Here is a 17733-nt window from a genome sequence, read left to right as displayed (position 1 = left end):
GCCGCATCGATCCCTTAGCATCGTCAGCTAATTTCGTTACCCCAAATATCAATGCCTTAGCACCTCCTTATACTTTTCTTGTTCCGCATCTTAAGTGTTAACTTTTTAATCCTTCCGCTTAAACAGTGGCGTTAGGTTTCGTTGGTTTTGCCTAAGAAAGTTTGTCAGTCGTTCATGCACTTTTTCATCCCTTTGTTGCCAGCAACCCATAAATGTCATCGGTTGTTGGCAGCAAGGGCAAGGTCGTATGGCTTGAGTTTTAGTGGTGTTTTCGAGCGGCGCAAACACGGTGCCAGCAACGGCTAGCATCAAGCGTATTCGTTGCCGCAGCTTGGTAGCACCTCCTCTGAGTAATCCACTCTCATTGTTAAGAGTCTCTGACTCGCCACTATTCTTGAACAAGAGGCTTCGGCAGCACATGTTGCAGTACCAACCATAGAAATTGGGTAACGGGTAAGGTGCGGATCTCAGTGGTGTTGGTCTGGCTATTTTGCCCATGGTTTTCAAGATAGGCAAAGCTGATTTGTCCATCGATATTGCTGACGATATTTTTATCGGGTAACACACCGCGATAAAGGTATCGCGACAGGTACTTTAGCGCTGGCAGCCCTTTGCCCACATGTTGGCAGTCTACCATCCACTTTTTGGGGATAGCGGTTGGTAGCTTGATGTTGAGCTTATCGGTCAAATGCGTCAGCAATCCTGCTCGCCACACCTTGGCCAGGTTAAATCAGGACATGCATCGAAATCAGCACTAATGCGCCTGACAGCGCAGCTTTGTTCAACAAGAGCATTAATGATAAATCACAATCAATACGAATTATCGTACAGCTCATAATCTGCATATTAGTTCTGAACTGTAATCTCATTACATTATCTATTGGTAATACCTGCGCAGAAAAATTGGTAATAACACCTTGCGAGTTTGAAATACAGCTGAGTCACTGACTAACTTTGTTCTGTTATTTGGTAATGTTGTCATATCCATTGGTAGTGAATATAAAAACCATTCAACAATAACAGCCTGACTCTCCTGTAAGTTATTGTTCATTATGTCTTTTCTATTGAGAGAGAAATATGTAAAGCCAATGCGTTAATCTTTTTTATGTCATAGTTACTACCAATTTTGGTTTTTGGTAATGCCTGCGACGCTTTTTTGGTTGACAATGATGTGTTGTGGTGGTTATATTTTGTTTAACGCAAAGTTACAGATGTAAACAGGTTGTTAAGTATGTAGCTGTGTTGGGTGGGTTGTGTGTGATTCTGTGCGTAACAATTAATCATTGCTCTTTGATCATATACAACAAAGAGTTCTGCTTCTTTTTACAACGAAATTAGATAATTTTTGGTGTTAATTAGAAGCAAAGTCTTACCTATTTTTATTACGTTTTTCAGGGTTAGTTAAGCTCATGTGTAGGTGCGCCACTATATGCTGCGCATATAGGTATTCTAAGTAAGCTTTGAAAATAGTTAAGCCGAACAATATACGAACATATTCAACAAAGAGATCGTAAATTATAAAGGATTCCAATATCAACACATATAAATCTTACCGACATATTCAAAAGAAAATGTGTGACGTTTTCGCTTTGCTAGTTTTTGCTTTAGCTGTTTTTAGCGCATCACTCAATGCTCAGGAAATTGAGGAGAATACGCTTATTCCTAAGTCACACACTAGCCTTGCTGAAGGTGTTTTACTGGGAGATTTGTCAAAACTCGATCCGCTTAAAAAGCCAGGTGAAAATTTTGACTTACTCGATTGGTCGTTAACGTTGCCAACCGATCTCAACAAAGATAAAAAAGCTGATACCGTCTATGAGAAATCATTAGGTAAAGGCTTTGACTTAAAGCCATTTTTTTATACAGCAGATGATGGTGGCTTGGTATTCGCTTGCCCAAACGTAGGTGCCAAGACCTCAAAAAATACAAAATATGCGAGAACCGAACTACGCGAAATGCTACGTAGAGGTAATGTTCAAATTAAAACTCGTGGCCTGACAAAAAATAACTGGGTTTTCAGCAATGCGCATGGTTCGGCGAAAGCTAAGTCTGGGGGTGTTGAAGGCAGTTTGGAAGGGACTTTGGCAATAAACCGAGTATCTACCACAGGTGATAAAAAAAAGGTTGGACGCGTGGTCATCGGGCAAATTCACGCGACGGATGACGAACCTATTCGTTTATATTACCGAAAATTACCAGCCAACTCGAAAGGGGCTATTTATTTTGCCCATGAAATAAATGATGGTGATGATATTTGGATAAATATGATTGGCTCACGTTCACATACTTTGTCAGACCCTGTTGACGGAATCGCCTTAAACGAAAAATTCTCTTATAAAATTTCCGTCGAAGATGAAGTGTTGTTCGTCACTATAATCAGGGAAGGTAAGCCTAATATTACTAAGTACTACGATATGAAAGGTAGTGGTTATAGTGCTAGTAACCAGTATATGTACTTTAAAGCGGGTGTTTATAATCAAAACAATGACGGCGCTGATGGTGATTATGTGCAAGCCACTTTCTATCATATCCATAACATACATAAAGGGTATAAATTTTAGCGCAGTTAACACATCAATTTAAAATTCGTAACTCGTAATTCGTAACTACAATTATTGGTTATATTTTCATTTAAATTAATAGGTTAAAACTTTTGTTTGGGTTTCGTCTGTTGAAATTAATATAACTCTAATTTAAATATAAGAATTTAATGGCAGTAACCTGCTAGCAATAAAAACATATACCAATATATGGCATTAACATGCTTATTAAAATACTAAGGGGAAGTACGGTATGTCGACGAAATTAAGTAAAAAAACAAAACCCATCCATAAAATAGGGAAGTTCAAGCTTTCACCTATAGCAAAATGGATGAAGCTTGCTGCATTTACTTCTGTAACCAGTTCTTTTGCATTTTCGGCAATAGCACAAGAAGCAGAAACTGAAAATCTAGATAAAGTTGATAATGATATAGAAGTTGTTGTAGTTACTGGTACACGTAGAACAATTCAAGACCAAATTGCAATAAAGCGTGAATCTACCACGGTTGTTGACGGTTTATCTGCTTCAGATATTGGTGATTTACCTGCACTTTCAATTGGTGAGGCGCTAGAATCATTAACGGGTGCATCATCTCACCGTGAAAATGGTGGTGCTACTGAAATCAGTATTCGTGGTTTAGGCCCATTCTTAAGTGCCACTAACATCAATGGCCGTGAAGCGACCAATGGTAGTGGTGACCGTTCAGTTAACTTTTCTCAGTTCCCATCAGAGCTGATGCAGAAAGTGGCTATTTATAAAACACAAGACGCTTCAATGATTGAAGGTGGGGTTGCCGGTGTTATTACCCTGGAGACACTTAAGCCTTTAGATTTTGCTAAGCAACGTTTTCAGGCTGAAGTAAAAGCTAACTACAACCCAGACCAGGCAAACGTTGACAACTCACTTCAAGATGATTTGGGCTACCGTGGAACACTCAGTTATGTTGACCAGTTTGAGTTTGATAACGGTCAAGCAATTGGTTTGAGTGTAGGCTTTCAACGTCAAGATATTAGCCAGCCAGAAGCTGAATATAGAAGCTCAAGCCCAACGGGTTCATCTTTGTGGGCATGTTTGAATGATCCAACCGATACCAATACCGGTTTTTTCCGTAGCTCAGCGGGCGATTGTGAAGATGGTGTAGATGGTTCGAGTAACCAAGGCTACAATAATAAAATTGATCCAGAAACAGGTCTTGCAGTCGATGATGGCAGGGAATACGCATGGACTGGCTCAAGCCGAAGCTTCCGTCAAAATGAAACATCTGATGAAAGAGACGCTTTATTCTTTGCTCTACAATACCAACCCTCAAATAATTGGGATATCAATTTTGATGCGCAAATTTCAGATCGTACCCAAGCAGAAGCGCGTCATGATTTAATCTTCTTACAAAAGCGCGTTACACCGGGTGTAACGGGACAGAATCTGATCACAAACGATGTTGGCGGTATTCTACATTGGGAAGGTGAAGAACGCATCGAATCAGCGGGCGAGCAATTTTCACGTGAAGAAAACTATCGTGGTTATGGCTTGAACGTTGAACATTTTTTCTCTGATGATCTAAAGATTAGTGTTGACCTTGGCTATTCTAAAACCAGCCGTGAAGAATTACAAATAACAAACCGAGGGAGAACGAGCGATCGTCCTTACATATCTTGGGATTTAGGTGAACATATTCCTCATTTCACAGTGACTGATTTTGATGTGACTGATATTTCCAATTTTACTGATAGCCTTCGTACTCGTATCGACAGAGAAAATGTCCGCGACAACGAAATTATGGGTGCACGCGTTGATATTGATTATATTCTAGACGGTGATTTTTTTAGTGGCGTTCAAGCTGGCGTTCGATTTTCTGAGCTAACGTTTGTTCAATATGGCGGCACGAACGGTAATGGCTCAAGAACGACATATGATTTAGGTGAATCTACAACATCGGCCATCGATGTACTTGAAGGTTGCCAAATTGCCTTCCCTGAGACTGATTTTTTATCTAGCGTTTCTGACGGTAATATTATCACCCATGTTGACAGTTCAGGAAATGTTGTAGAAAGCGGTACAGGCGCTTCGTGGGCAACTTACAATAACGAGTGTTTCTCTCAAGCAGTCGCAGCATCACAAGGCGGCGAATTCGCATACCCAGAAGTTATATACGAGAATACGGGCACCATTGACGTAACAGAACAAACTACCTCTGCTTATACAATGCTTAACTACGACACTGAAATGTTTGGTAAATTTATTCGTGGTAACTTTGGTGTTCGTGTAGTGAATACTGACGTTACTTCTATTGGTTTTAGAGACACTTTTGACACTGTCACTGATCCGGCGACAGGTGTGGTCGAACTAGTAGCAAACGGTAATATTAAACAGATTGAATCTGGCGGTGATTACACTGAAGTACTACCAAGTGTTAACTTAGTCGTTGATTATGATGACAATATTCTCCTAAGGGCCGGTATTTACCGAGGTATGTCACGTGCAGATCCCTCTGATCTAGGTTATAGCCGTGAATTCCTAACTGATGATTCAGATGACCCTACATCGGTTGAAGACTTGTTAGTGGGGGCTCAAGGGGCTGGTAATCCTGAACTTCAACCATTAATGTCATGGAACTATGATGCGGCTGTTGAATGGTATCCAAGCGATGACTCGATGGTAGCGTTAGGTGTTTACTACAAGCAATTCAATGGCGGTTTCCAACAGCAAACACAGTTAGAGACGTTTATCGTTGACGGTGTGGAAGTTTCTTTACCTATTACTAATTCAGTCACTACTGACGAAAGTAGTGACCTTTATGGTTTCGAAGCGTCATTTGCGTATCGTTGGGATTTAGGTATTGGTGTGAAGCTTGGCTATAACTGGGCAGATACAAACTATGAGTTTGAAGATAGTAACTACGGTAATACCTTTACGACAGATTTAGATGGCGTTGTTGTTCAGGATAAAGTAGGTATTGTTCCTCCAGCCTCAGTACCAGGATTTTCTGAGCATGTATTCAATGGCCAGATTTACTATCAAATAGGCGATTTTGATACTGCGCTTATCTACAAGTATCGTAGCGAATACTTCCAACCATACACTTCTAACGGCACAAGACTGCGTTATGTTGATGAGGCAGGTACTTGGGAAGCTCGTGCTGCATACAAAATCAATAAACACGTTCGTGTTAAAGTTTCAGCAATTAACTTGTTCAGTGAGCCTCGCAGTGATGACTTCTATACCCAAGGTAACTTGGGTCAAGTAAGTGATTACGGTCCACGCCTGTTCGCAGGTGTCAGCTTTAAGTACTAGCCAAGTATAGTACTTAAATAAAACAAGCTAAATTTGGAAAAGAATCTTTTTGGAGTCATAAAAATGAATAATAAATCCTTTATACCGCTCATCATTGCGACAGGTCTATTAGGTTGTGGCGGTGATGACGGTGCTGAACTAAATGGAAATACTCGCGGTAGTATAGCAATAACCGGAAGCAATTTTATCGCTGGCGAAACAATCTCTGCAGCAGCTACTGATGCTGACGGAATTATAGCTGACACACTTACTTACGTATGGTCAACAGGTGTTATTGGTACATCCATCACCATTACTGAAGCTGATGAAGGTTCAGTCATTTCTGTTTCTGCTAATTATACTGATGAGGCAGGTTTTACCGAAGGTGTTGGTGCATCTACACCTGTTATCAACCCAACCTTAAATGTTTCTGCTAGCATTATTAAGGGCCCTATTGATGGTGCAACTTGTGACATATTTAAAGTTGATGATAGTGGTGCTGCGGTTCTTCCTGCACAAGCTGCTGCAACCTCTGACACTTCAGGTGGCGTTACATTTAGCAACGTACATTTCGAAGGTACGGGTTTAATTGCATGTACTGGCGGTACTTATACGGACGAATCAACAGGTTTAACCTTAGATGCTCCTCAACTACGATCTGTAGTGAATGTAGTTGAAAATAGTGTTCAGACTGATGAAGATGGGAATCCAGTTTTAGATGACATGGGTGAGGAAGTATTAGTATCACCACCTACTTATGTTGTTTCTCCTTTAACCGAAATGGCTGTTCAAAACGCAGGTAGTGATTTAAACCAGTTTGCTGAAGAAGCTGAAATAATTAATGCTCGTTTTGGTATTCGTTTTGATACAACAGAAGTGCTTCCTACTTTAGTTGGTACTGTTGAACTTGGTGCTGATGGTGCTGAAGATGCTGATAGATATGGTTCTGTGCTAGCGCTACTATCACAAGTTGACGCAGACAACGCAGACGCAGATTTATCTACCGTTATGCAAGATCTTGCTAGTGACGTCGCTGATGGTTCTTTTTCTGAAGAGTCTTTAGTGACACTTGAGACTGCACAAATTAATTTGCAAACTACTTCACAAGTTGCTGATTCAGTTGATGAAGCGTTACTTGACGGAATTGGAGCCGCTGTGGGTTATAACAATGACCCTGTTGCAGCAATCATCGAAGGAGAATTGGCTGGTACTGTTCAACATACTGCTACGCTTCCATTAACTGGTTCATTAACCATTATTGATCCAAACTTTGAAGAAGATGCTTTTGTTGCGCAAACTGATGTAGCACTTGATTATGGTACATTTAGTATCAGCGCTAACGGTAGCTGGTCGTATACAGTTATGACTGCAAACGAAACTCTGGCTAGCCTTGAGTTAGGTAATTCTGTGTATGATTCAATCACTATCGCTTCTATTGATGGTACCACTGCTGAAATTAATATTCGTGTTGCTTCGCTTACTCAGGTTGTAAAAATAAGCGATACAGGCGGCGATACGGGTGAGATTAGATTTAGCGTTGATAACCTTCGTCAAGGTAAGCTGAGTGCATCTTTATCTAAAGAGGTTGCTCTTGGTAGTGATGGAAATATTAAAGATGCTTATATTACGCTTTATGGTTCTTCTGGCAGTTCTAGTGAATCGTTAATGGATTTACGTATTCAAGGAACTCAAACTGGAGACGACGGCACTATAATTGATCCACGTTTCTTTGTTCGAAATACTGACAGTGACGCTTACCCTGGAAATTTAATCACTGCACCATTTGTTGAAGAGCAGTTTTATGATGTAGAGATCACATGGGACTTAGATGCAACAGAACAAATTACCGTGACTATTGATGGTGAAGTAATTGGTGGCGGTTCTTTCTCTACTGCAGCGGTTGTTGACTCTGATTATACAGGCTTAGACCAGTGGTTCGCTGATGGTGTGAAAGCTATCCAATTTAGATTCGGTGATAATGATAGAACGATTCCTTTTGGTTCTTTTTATGTTGATAATATTGAGGTATTTTCTGATACAGCTGGCACAACAAGTATATTTTCAGATGACTTTGAAGGTTATGATGCAGGCGAAACTTTAGATGGTACAGACAGCAAGTATGGCTTAGCTATTTACTCAGAAGTTATCGTATTTGATGCAGGCGATGGCACAGTAGAACCTACGCCAGCAGTATTTTTTGATTTAACTGGAAGAATTGCAAGTAATGAGGCAACGGCAACAGGTGCTGTAAGTGTACTTGACCCAGATGTTGGCGAAGATTCTATTGTTCAGACAACCTTAATGGGTACATACGGTACATTATCAATATTAGATGATGGCTCATGGACCTATACCCTCGATACCACTGACGCCACGATTGCTGCACTTGTTGTGGGAGAAAGTGAATTAGATACCTTTACGATTGAATCTTTCGATGGTACTACCGCTGAATTAGCAATCACAATTACTGGTACAGTTGTTGTTGCTACTGGAGATAATAATGTCGCTAGAATGGCTGATACCTCAACAGACGCTGATGCTGAATTACGTTTAACAACAGACCCACTTGCTGAAGGCTCTATTTCTACAACCCTTAAGTTACAAGCCATTGCTGGCTTTACCGCTACAGATGGTGTTTCTGAAGATAATACTGCTTATATTAGTGTTTACGGAGGCTCTGCTTCTTCAGGTAACTTAACGGGCGAAATTGTCTTTACTAATGATGGTACTGTTAAATACCGTGATGCAAATAAAGATCAGCAAATCATTGATGGCTTAACGTATACAGATGATACTGATATTGATGTAGTGCTTGAATGGACTGCGACAGGTTATTCTGTGTCAATTGATGGTGGCACAACGTTCTACGGCCCTTATGTTGCCATTAATACGGGCAGTGCAACACAAACCTATCAAATTCGTATTGGTAGCTCTTCGAAAGAGTCAGCAAAAGAATTATTAGCTGATGACATCGTCATTGCTGATGATACAGGTTCGGCAGTTCTGTCTGAAGACTTCGAGATATTTGCTGAAGGTGAAGATTTAAGCACGACTTACTCAAGCTCTGCTGAAGCAACCGTTATGACCATAGCGGGAAGTAGTGTAAATAAAGTTGCCAGAATGGCTGATACAACAACAGACGCTGATGCTGAATTACGCTTAACAACGGACCCACTTGCTGAAGGCTCTATTTCTACAACCCTTAAGTTACAAGCCATTGCTGGCTTTACTGCTACAGATGGTGTTTCTGAAGATAATACTGCTTATATTAGTGTTTACGGAGGCTCTGCTTCTTCAGGTAACTTAACGGGCGAAATTGTCTTAAGTAATGATGGCAGCGTTAAATACCGTGATGCAAATAAAGATCAGCAAATCATTGATGGCTTAACGTATACAGATGATACTGATATTAATGTAGTGCTTGAATGGACTGCGACAGGTTATTCTGTGTCAATTGATGGTGGCACAACGTTCTACGGCCCTTATGTTGCCATTAATACGGGCAGTGCAACAGAAACCTATCAAATTCGTATTGGTAGCTCTTCGAAAGAGTCAGCAAAAGAGTTATTAGCTGATGACATCGTGATTGATGATGCAACAGATACGGCGGTTCTATCTGAGGACTTCGAAAGTTATGCTGTGGGTGACGATCTAAGTACGACTTACTCTGGTTCTGCCGAAGCAACAGTGCAATAAGGCTAATCAACTTGCAGTTGTAAATTAATGTTTTAAACAATGTGTTAAAAATGCCGCTTATTGATAGCGGCATTTTTTGTTCTTATTTTGTAGACCAAAGTGTGCTATTTGAATGCGACTTTCGCTCTTTTAAAGGGTTAGTTGTATCCAACATTTAGCTTAGAGCTAATTTTATTGGGTTATTTTGTTAAACTCGATAAGTTGACAATATCAACTGATCAAATGAACCGCTTTCTATCTCATCAATTTTAAACTTATCTGGTTAGCCGAAACTTTTCTAAAACGCTAGGCTAGTTTAACTATGCTATGTTTATTGGTGCTGTGGTTGCGGCTTTCAGCAGTCTTTGTCGTTATATAGTCATTAGCCTTTAGTAACTAAAAAGTTAAGAGTCGGTAGGGCGTTCAGGCTTCCAATCTAGTTGAAAATGGCATTAATGATTTCTTTAAAGTGTATGTTTGTAATTATGTCGGGGTAGCGTTATGCGTTGGCGTGGAAAGCGTAAAAGTAGCAATGTAGAAGATCGTCGTAATACGCAAGTCTCAGGTGCTGGTGGCTTTGGGCGAGGTGGTGGGGGCATTTTACGACTGCTACCGATGATATTTAAGGTGCTTGGGTTTAAAGGAACCGCGATACTGATTGTGGGTGTGGGCGCTTACGGATTATTTACCGGCAACCTAGGTAATATGTTAGGTGGACTTGGGCTACAACAAGAAACCTCTACAGGTGTTTCTACCGCGCCATTAACTGAAACCGCAGCAGAAAGAGAGCAGGTTGATTTTGTGGCGGTAATTCTTGCTGATACGGAAGAAACTTGGAGCAGTTTATTTCAGCAGCGGGGCATGACCTATCAAGAGCCAAGTTTAGTGTTGTTTCGTGATGCAGTAAAATCAGCTTGTGGTATGGCACAGTCTGCTATGGGGCCATTTTATTGTCCTGCAGACCAACAAGTTTACATTGACCTGAGTTTTTTTGAGCAATTAAAAAATCAGTTCAAAGCGCCTGGTGATTTTGCCCAAGCGTATGTGATTGCCCATGAAGTAGGTCATCACATTCAAACTCTGCTGGGGATATCCAGTGAAGTTCATGCCGCTCGCAGTAAGTTAAGCGCAGTTGAGGGCAATAAGCTGTCGGTTAAGCAGGAATTGCAGGCGGATTGTTTTGCCGGTGTTTGGGCCAATCATGCGAATAATAGCCGTCAGCTACTTGAAGCAGGTGATATTGAAGAGGGCTTAACTGCAGCAAGCGCTATCGGTGATGATACCTTACAAAAACAATCACAAGGCCATGTCAGCCCTGACTCTTTTACCCATGGCAGCTCGGCACAAAGAGTGAAATGGTTTCAAGTCGGTTTTGCCAGCGGCAATATGGAAAGTTGTGATACCTTTAAAGGCAGTTAGAGAAAAGAATGTCGAGTATTATTAAGCGAGTGAGAGTTTAATTGAAATAAAAAAGCCGTTGATATTCAACGGCTTATTAGTGCCTAGCTTATAAAGCGTTTAACTTATAAGCTAACGATAAGTTAATATCGAATTACTTCTCTAATTTAGTGAAGTAGTCGAAGATAACAGGTACGTCATTTTGACCAAGGCCTGCATCAACACCTGCTTGAAGTGCTTTAGACGTTCCTTCAGCGATTGGTGACTCAGTACCTAAGTCAGAAACCATTTGTAAGAAGTAACCAAGGTCTTTGTTTGCATTGGCAACCGAGAAACCTAACTTCTCTTCGCCATCGACAGCATAGAACTTAGTGAACTGCATGAATGGTGAGTTAGAAGGGCCAGCAGACATAATGTCGAATAATTGCTGACCGTCAACACCTGCCGCTTTTGCAACTGCAAACGCTTGAGACATCGCTGTAACAGTAGTCATACCAATGAAGTTATTGATTAACTTAGTTGTGTGACCTGCACCTAATTTACCTAGGTGGAATACGTTTTCACCTTGCTCTTCTAAAACAGGTTTAACTTTGTTGAATGTGTCGATGTCACCAGCAGCCATGATGTTTAGAAGACCATCTTTAGCGTGAGCAGGAGTACGTCCAAGAGGCGCATCGATCATGCCACAGCCTTTTTCGGCAAGCGCTGCACCAATTTTGATAGTAGAAGCAGGGATAGAAGTTCCGAAGTCTACTAATGTAGTACCTTCTTTCATTCCGGCTAGAACACCATCTTCACCGTATACAATTTTTTCAACAACTGCAGAAGTTGTTAGACAGAATTGAACGATATCAGAAGCCGCTGCTAATTCTTTACCAGAAGTGAATTGGGTAGCATTGCCACGAGCAAGAACTGCATCAACTGCATCTTGGTTAAGATCCATAACGTTAACTTGGTAACCACGTGTTTGTAGGTTTTCAACCATGTTGCCGCCCATAAGGCCAAGACCGATGAATCCGATGACTGGTTTTGTCATTTCTAACTCCTAAATATATTGATATATGCTTATCTGAATTGAAAGTTGCTCACCTTAATATGAAGGTGGGCAATGTTATTTATATAAAAAGTGCTCTAGAGCTCAGGCTAGTTAACTTATTAGCTCTATTTAAGAATTAACTCTTTATCTATTAATCGTGTCGTGTTTCTTAACATTAGATGTCGTTTACAAGGCTTTTATATCGCCCAATACTCACTTACCAATTTGTATTACAATATGGTAGGTATAGTCGTCACCTTTGTCAACCAAACACTATTTGTTCTCTTGCAAAAGTGTGACTAAAAAAGGGTTGGCTGTTATTTTGAGCAAAAACACTCGAAAATGAATTTTTGTGTAACCTAAATCACATTAATGTTTTTATTCAACTACTTGCTCTGTTCTGCTTGTGTATTGAACGTGTCATTACTGAACAGTTAAGTGCTAAATATATTTCGGTATAAGACTAAAAGTCTATAAAACAGTGCTTTTAGTCTTAATCGGAATATTGATTAATCTACATTTTGTATTATCTATGTGACCTTTAATTTGTCTTTTATGAGAAAAGAGCCTATCAACTGATAGGCTCTACATTACCATGTTCTCATTAGAACTTAGCGCGAACACCGACAGTGTAGCGACGATCCGCTTCACTGTATTTCCACACTGAATCCAGTTCAGTGGTGTATTCAATTGGTTCGCCTGTGAGGTTTACCACATTGCCTACAATGGTGAAGTTATCATTGATATCCCAACTTGCTGAGAAATCAAGTTGGCCACGTGCTTCACGGTAGTTATTACCAACAGTTGCATCATAATTATCAGAGGTAGGATCATTTTGGTTAAAGACGTTATAACCTAATGCGCCGACAGTTTGAACACGTTTTTCTGCTTGTGAGTATAAGTAACGGTCACGCCAGTTGTACGCTAAACGGAATTGCAATCCCTCATTTTCCCAGTAAATTTGTCCATTCGCGGTGTTTTCCGAAATGTTCAATAATGGGTTACCATCAGGTTGTTCACTATCTGCATAGGTGTAGTTGGCATTGACACCGAAGCCAGACCATAAGCCTGGTAATGAGGTAAATTGTTGTTGGTAACCTAGTTCAATACCTTGAACACTACCACTACCACCGTTAACATCAGTGTCGACCACAATACCTGTTTGGCCTGCAGCTTTTTGAGCATCAACATAAGCTAAGCCTTGATCTTCTGTAGCAAAGTTGACATCACCTTGGCTTTGACCTGCTGTATCAAGTAAACAAATGTTGCCCCATTCAGTGGTATTTTGTCCTGAAACCGTATTGGCATCAGCTAAACAGCTACTGTCGGTTTGAGTAAATGAGTTAACATCTTTGTAGAATAATGCTGCTGAAACGATACCGCCGTTACCAAAGTAATGTTCTACTGAAAGATCATATTGTGTAACACGGTAAGGCTCTAACTCGTATGAACCTTGAGTACCGGTCACTAAAGAGTTATCAATAGTTAACGAAGGGCTTAGTTCATCAAAGTCAGCACGGCGCATCACTTTTGCCGCTGCGAAACGTAATAAAGTTTCTTCAGTTAGGGTATATGTGACGTTTAAACTCGGTAAGAAATCTGAGTAATCATTTTTACCGGTATCAAGCACTTTATTACCGTTGGCATCGACTGATGCAACCACGCTTGATTCTAAGTCAGTTTGAATATAACGTCCGCCGACAACAGCGGTTAAATCATCAAAGTCTAAGTGAACTTGTGCGTATATAGCGCTGGTTGTTTCATTAATCTCTTTATAGGCACTTGAATCTTCGACCATATTATCGGCTAAAGTACCGTTCATTGCATATGATGTATCTTGCAACATCTGTTGAACTAACGCATAAGTTTGTTCGGTATTTTGCAATTGGTCAGCGTCATATACATTATATGTCAACATATCATTTTGACCGGCAATGCCTGTTTGGTCGAATGAGTTACTCATGTTAACCACATTCATGCTGTCGCTAAGCAGTGGGTTGTCAATCCAAATAGGGCTATATAAACCATCAGCGTTGGTGGCTTTTTTATATGAGTCCTTAAGGGTAGTGCCATTAGGTTTTAGGTCAAAACGGTTAGCAGAGTAATCTCTGTCAGTAAAGCGTACACCTGCTTTAACAGCTGAAACCCAATCGACACCAACATCAGAAATCTTAAAATCAAATCGAAGTGCTTGTTCTTCATTCTCAGTTTCTAAGGTTTTATGGAAAAACTCACGGAAAACTAAGTTATCAGGATTGGTTAGCATGCCATTATCAGCATAGGTGTAACCTGGGATACCACTGCCACTAAATGAACTACTCGTGCTGGTATGAGTGACTAGGTCAAGGGTTGGATCTGTACGTTCGATTGGACGTAAATTAAATTCATTGGCGGTTTGTTTTTCTTTTGACTTTGATAATGAATATTCGGCTGAAAGTTCAATATTATCAGACAGAAACCACTCACCTCCAATGGCATGTGAGGTTGAGTCTGATGTGGTAAAGTCACTCCATGTTTTAGGAATAACCAACACGCCATCTAGATCGTAATTGTGTAGTTGGCCATTGCTGTCATAGTAAGAGTCATCTCTAGCAACAGTACTACCACCCACATCAAGAATTGAATATGCTGATTGACCACCGTCTAACTTGGTGCCGTTTAAATCAAGGTAAATATTGGCGTTGGCACTTTCTGGTTCCCACTGTAGTGAGATACCCACAGCTGTACGTTCACGTTCTTCTGTTTTTTGTTCTGCCGTTGTTTGGGTTCTACGTAGATACTTACCATTTGGTCCGCCAGAATCATCGACTGTACCATCACCATTGATATCAATATTGTCTAGTAAATCAACTTTATTGAAGTACTCATCACGGCGTAATTCACGGTCTAAGTAAGATAAGTTAGCAGAAGCACCAAACGTACCGGCACTGCCTAAATCCCAATTATTACCCAGTCCCAATGTGAAGTTAGGAGCAATATTTTCTGTTTTATCTGCGTATTCACCATCAAGAGTAATAGCCACTAATGGCTCACTCAGTTCGAGTGGGCGAACCGTTTGCATATTAACCGTGCCGCCTAACGCACCTTCAATCATGTCAGGTGTTGGAGACTTAATGACTTCAACTGTTTTTAAGAAGCTTGAAGGGAAGTCGGATAAATTAATACCGCCACGACCAGGGCCTGCTGTAGAACGGCCGTTTAGTAAAATAAGGTTTTCTGATACGCCACGAATGGTAACTGATTCACCCACACCAAAATCTGTTGCTATTGAAACACCCGTGATACGTTGTAGCGCTTCTGCAATATTGTTATCAGGTAACTTACCAATATCTTCAGCGACAATCGCATCAACAATTCTATCATCGGTACGTTTTAGTAGATTAGCTGCTTTTAAACTACCAAATATGCCACGAACGGCAATGACTTCAATTTCGTTTGTGTCGCTAGCGTCTGCATTTGTCTGGGCTTCAGGCTCTGCTGCCATTGCCGACATTGATAACATTGCCGTTAATGTTGCGCCAAAAATACTAATATTATTTGCTTTACTTCTAGCCCCAGTAAACATCGAACTTATTTTATTCAGCTTCATATTTCCCCCCAAGAAATCATTAATTTTTGTATGACCAATTGCTGTTCTTTTAATCGGTTGATACATTTATATAACATGTTACCAATAGTCGCAACCATTATTACCAAAGTATTAACTTTGTTATACCAAAGTGTATGCTGGTAGCCGTAATTTTTGTAAGTCAGCTGAGTAAGGAATTGTATAAAGGAGCGGTTATAATCAGAATAGCTTGAATTTAGGTAAATGAAAATTAGGTAACTCATTGACGGTGAAAGGATACTTCAATATTCTACGGCCTTCATAATTTAATGGATTAAAGACATGATGAAGCCAAAAATTAATTTTCTATTACTACCGATACTTATTTTAATGATTCTTAGCGGTTGTAGTAGCAATCCTGTGTTACACCCTGAGCCCATTACCTTGACTAGCGCTCGATTTGGTCATGCCGCAGTCAATGATGGTCAAAACATCTATGTATTGGCAGGGTCTAACAGCACAGGTTTTCTTTCCGACATTGAAATCATTGAGCCTATATCAGGTAAAAAGCAGGTGTTAGCGAATAAACTCATCCCAAGAAGGTTTTTTTCTGCGGTTTGGGATGGGCAAGAGTCAATTTATATTATTGGTGGTGTCAGCTTTGAGGCCCAAAAATTTAGATTTGAACACCGCGTAGAAGTGTTTAATACCGTGACCCACCAAGTTAGCTTTGCCAAGCCGTTACCTGCACCAACAAGACGTAATAGTGCCGTTTTGTTAAATGGTAATATTTATGTTGTTGGTGGCTCATACCCTAAAAATGGTCAGTTAGCACCGAGTGGCTTAGTCGCTGTGTTAAATGGTGAGACACAAGGCTGGGTTAGAGCGGCCAATATGCCAACCACGAAAGAAACTAGAGCAGTGGTTCATGATGGTTATATCTATGTGGTGGGTGGCTATGATAATAAAAACTCATTAACAGCTTTTGAAAAATATGATCCGCAATTAAAAAAGTGGCAATCATTACCCGCTTTACCTGAAGCTATCAGTGCCCATTCAATGTCAGTGGTTAACCAAAAGCTGTTTGTATTTGGGAGTTATGACAATTTGACATTAACTTACGCATACGATTTTGTCAGTGAGCAATGGATGAAGATTGATATTGGTTATCAAGCCAGTAGACATAATGCAGCGACCACACTCGGTGACACCACTTATGTGATTGGCGGCAATACCGACATAAAAGGTCAATATCTGAAAGATATACAAGTCTTTAAATTGTAGTTTTAGCGAATGTAAGCTTATTCAGGCTGTTCACAGCTGAAATCAATCATGCCCCATCAATGGCTACTTTTTAAAGGTTTAGCGGACGGGGCATGTTTGAACTATCTACAATGGTCGATAACTACAGCTGATAACCCGCCTTTTAAAGCTTGATAGTCGCTATTTATAAGCACCATCAGAGTAGGTTAGTTCATAGCTATGTGAGTATATTTCAAGGATATTCCCGAACGGATCTTCCATGTATATCATGCGATATGGTTTTTCACCTGGGTAATAAAAACGTGGTTTTGCCATACGTTTTTTACCACCAGCAGCAACAATTTTTTCTGCAAGCCCTTCAACATCAGGATCTTGTACACAAAAGTGGAACACGCCGGTTTTCCAATATTCAAAGTTATCTTTTGGATTTTGCTGATTTTTAAACTCAAAAATTTCAACTCCAACTCTATCACCAGTGGATAGATGAGCAATGCGAAAGTGTTCCCAACCACTCCCAAATACATCAGTACACATTTCACCAATGGCGGAGTTATCTTCTTTAATTTCAGTGGGCGCCATAATGAGGTACCAACCTAATGTCTCGGTATAAAACTTTACCGCGGCTTCAAGATCGGGCACTGAGATACCGATATGGCTAAACGTACGTGGATATGTCATCTGTGTTCCTTATCATATGAGAATTGGCATAGTTTATTACTGCTCAAATATAGCCAAACTATAGAAAGTTGCACTGAAGATACGGCTGAAGTGGTTTATTCGATCAACAGAAATCATTTAGATAAGGTGAACTAGGCTAAGGAATGCGTGTATGGAAGGTTATCGCTCTGGTATATAAATAAAAAGCCAGCATATTGCGGGGCAAAATATGCTGGCTTTATTGTGTTGCAGTGATTATCTAAACTGTGGTTTGTTTATTGATTTAGTTTTCAGTTTGATACTTTTCAAACCACCACAGTATATGAGCCACTTTCGACATTCTAAA

The 17733-nt window shown here is 40.3% G+C and carries 8 protein-coding genes and 1 pseudogene; 5 read left to right on the top strand and 4 right to left on the bottom strand.

Translation table 11 applies throughout. From position 1 onward, the window contains the following. Positions 1-105: 105 nt before the first annotated feature. Positions 106-736: pseudogene (locus BCU94_RS15400) on the bottom strand (transposase); the annotation flags it as partial. A gap of 835 nt (positions 737-1571) precedes the next feature. On the opposite strand from BCU94_RS15400, the gene BCU94_RS15395 reads away from it, so the two are divergent. The 4 genes from BCU94_RS15395 to BCU94_RS15380 all read left to right on the top strand — a co-directional run bounded on the left by BCU94_RS15395 (position 1572) and on the right by BCU94_RS15380 (position 10905). Next, positions 1572-2561: a polysaccharide lyase family 7 protein gene (locus BCU94_RS15395; RefSeq protein ID WP_102476884.1), complete on the top strand. Its 990-nt coding sequence runs from the start codon at positions 1572-1574 to the stop codon at positions 2559-2561. 232 nt (positions 2562-2793) lie between these two features. Further along, entirely contained in the window at positions 2794-5832 is a 3039-nt protein-coding gene (locus tag BCU94_RS15390; RefSeq protein WP_102476883.1) for a TonB-dependent receptor, read from the top strand. Positions 5833-5895: 63 nt separating this feature from the next. Beyond that, on the top strand, positions 5896-9507 hold the full coding sequence (locus tag BCU94_RS15385; RefSeq protein ID WP_102476882.1) for a VCBS domain-containing protein: 3612 nt from the start codon (positions 5896-5898) through the stop codon (positions 9505-9507). Between the two features lie 480 nt (positions 9508-9987). Continuing rightward, a complete protein-coding gene (locus BCU94_RS15380; RefSeq protein ID WP_102476881.1) occupies positions 9988-10905 on the top strand; it encodes a neutral zinc metallopeptidase in 918 nt (305 codons plus the stop codon). A 133-nt stretch (positions 10906-11038) separates the two neighbouring features. On the opposite strand, the gene BCU94_RS15375 is transcribed toward BCU94_RS15380, so the two are convergent. Both BCU94_RS15375 and BCU94_RS15370 read right to left on the bottom strand, forming a co-directional pair. After that, positions 11039-11920, bottom strand: coding sequence for an NAD(P)-dependent oxidoreductase (locus tag BCU94_RS15375; protein ID WP_102435635.1), 882 nt, complete (start codon positions 11918-11920; stop codon positions 11039-11041). Between the two features lie 604 nt (positions 11921-12524). After that, positions 12525-15509: a TonB-dependent receptor gene (locus BCU94_RS15370; protein WP_102476880.1), complete on the bottom strand. Its 2985-nt coding sequence runs from the start codon at positions 15507-15509 to the stop codon at positions 12525-12527. A gap of 300 nt (positions 15510-15809) precedes the next feature. Here BCU94_RS15370 and BCU94_RS15360 point away from each other — a divergent pair, with 300 nt between their 5' ends. After that, on the top strand, positions 15810-16751 hold the full coding sequence (locus BCU94_RS15360; RefSeq protein WP_102476878.1) for a kelch repeat-containing protein: 942 nt from the start codon (positions 15810-15812) through the stop codon (positions 16749-16751). A gap of 159 nt (positions 16752-16910) precedes the next feature. Here BCU94_RS15360 and BCU94_RS15355 read toward each other — a convergent pair whose 3' ends face one another. Then, positions 16911-17408, bottom strand: coding sequence for a lactoylglutathione lyase family protein (locus BCU94_RS15355; RefSeq protein WP_102476877.1), 498 nt, complete (start codon positions 17406-17408; stop codon positions 16911-16913). Positions 17409-17733 lie beyond the last annotated feature (325 nt).

This window comes from Shewanella sp. 10N.286.52.C2 (assembly GCF_002874545.1).
Lineage (GTDB): Bacteria > Pseudomonadota > Gammaproteobacteria > Enterobacterales > Shewanellaceae > Shewanella.
Note: the sequence above shows the minus strand (reverse complement) of the source record. Positions and strands in the feature narration are given on the sequence as shown.

Excerpts from the sequence above, each read along its gene's own strand:
- BCU94_RS15395 (WP_102476884.1), top strand. The coding sequence starts at position 1,572 with ATGTGTGACGTTTTCGCTTTGCTAGTTTTTGCTTTAGCTGTTTTTAGC.
- BCU94_RS15390 (WP_102476883.1), top strand. The coding sequence starts at position 2,794 with ATGTCGACGAAATTAAGTAAAAAAACAAAACCCATCCATAAAATAGGG.
- BCU94_RS15385 (WP_102476882.1), top strand. The coding sequence starts at position 5,896 with ATGAATAATAAATCCTTTATACCGCTCATCATTGCGACAGGTCTATTA.
- BCU94_RS15380 (WP_102476881.1), top strand. The coding sequence starts at position 9,988 with ATGCGTTGGCGTGGAAAGCGTAAAAGTAGCAATGTAGAAGATCGTCGT.
- BCU94_RS15375 (WP_102435635.1), bottom strand. The coding sequence starts at position 11,920 with ATGACAAAACCAGTCATCGGATTCATCGGTCTTGGCCTTATGGGCGGC.
- BCU94_RS15370 (WP_102476880.1), bottom strand. The coding sequence starts at position 15,509 with ATGAAGCTGAATAAAATAAGTTCGATGTTTACTGGGGCTAGAAGTAAA.
- BCU94_RS15360 (WP_102476878.1), top strand. The coding sequence starts at position 15,810 with ATGATGAAGCCAAAAATTAATTTTCTATTACTACCGATACTTATTTTA.
- BCU94_RS15355 (WP_102476877.1), bottom strand. The coding sequence starts at position 17,408 with ATGACATATCCACGTACGTTTAGCCATATCGGTATCTCAGTGCCCGAT.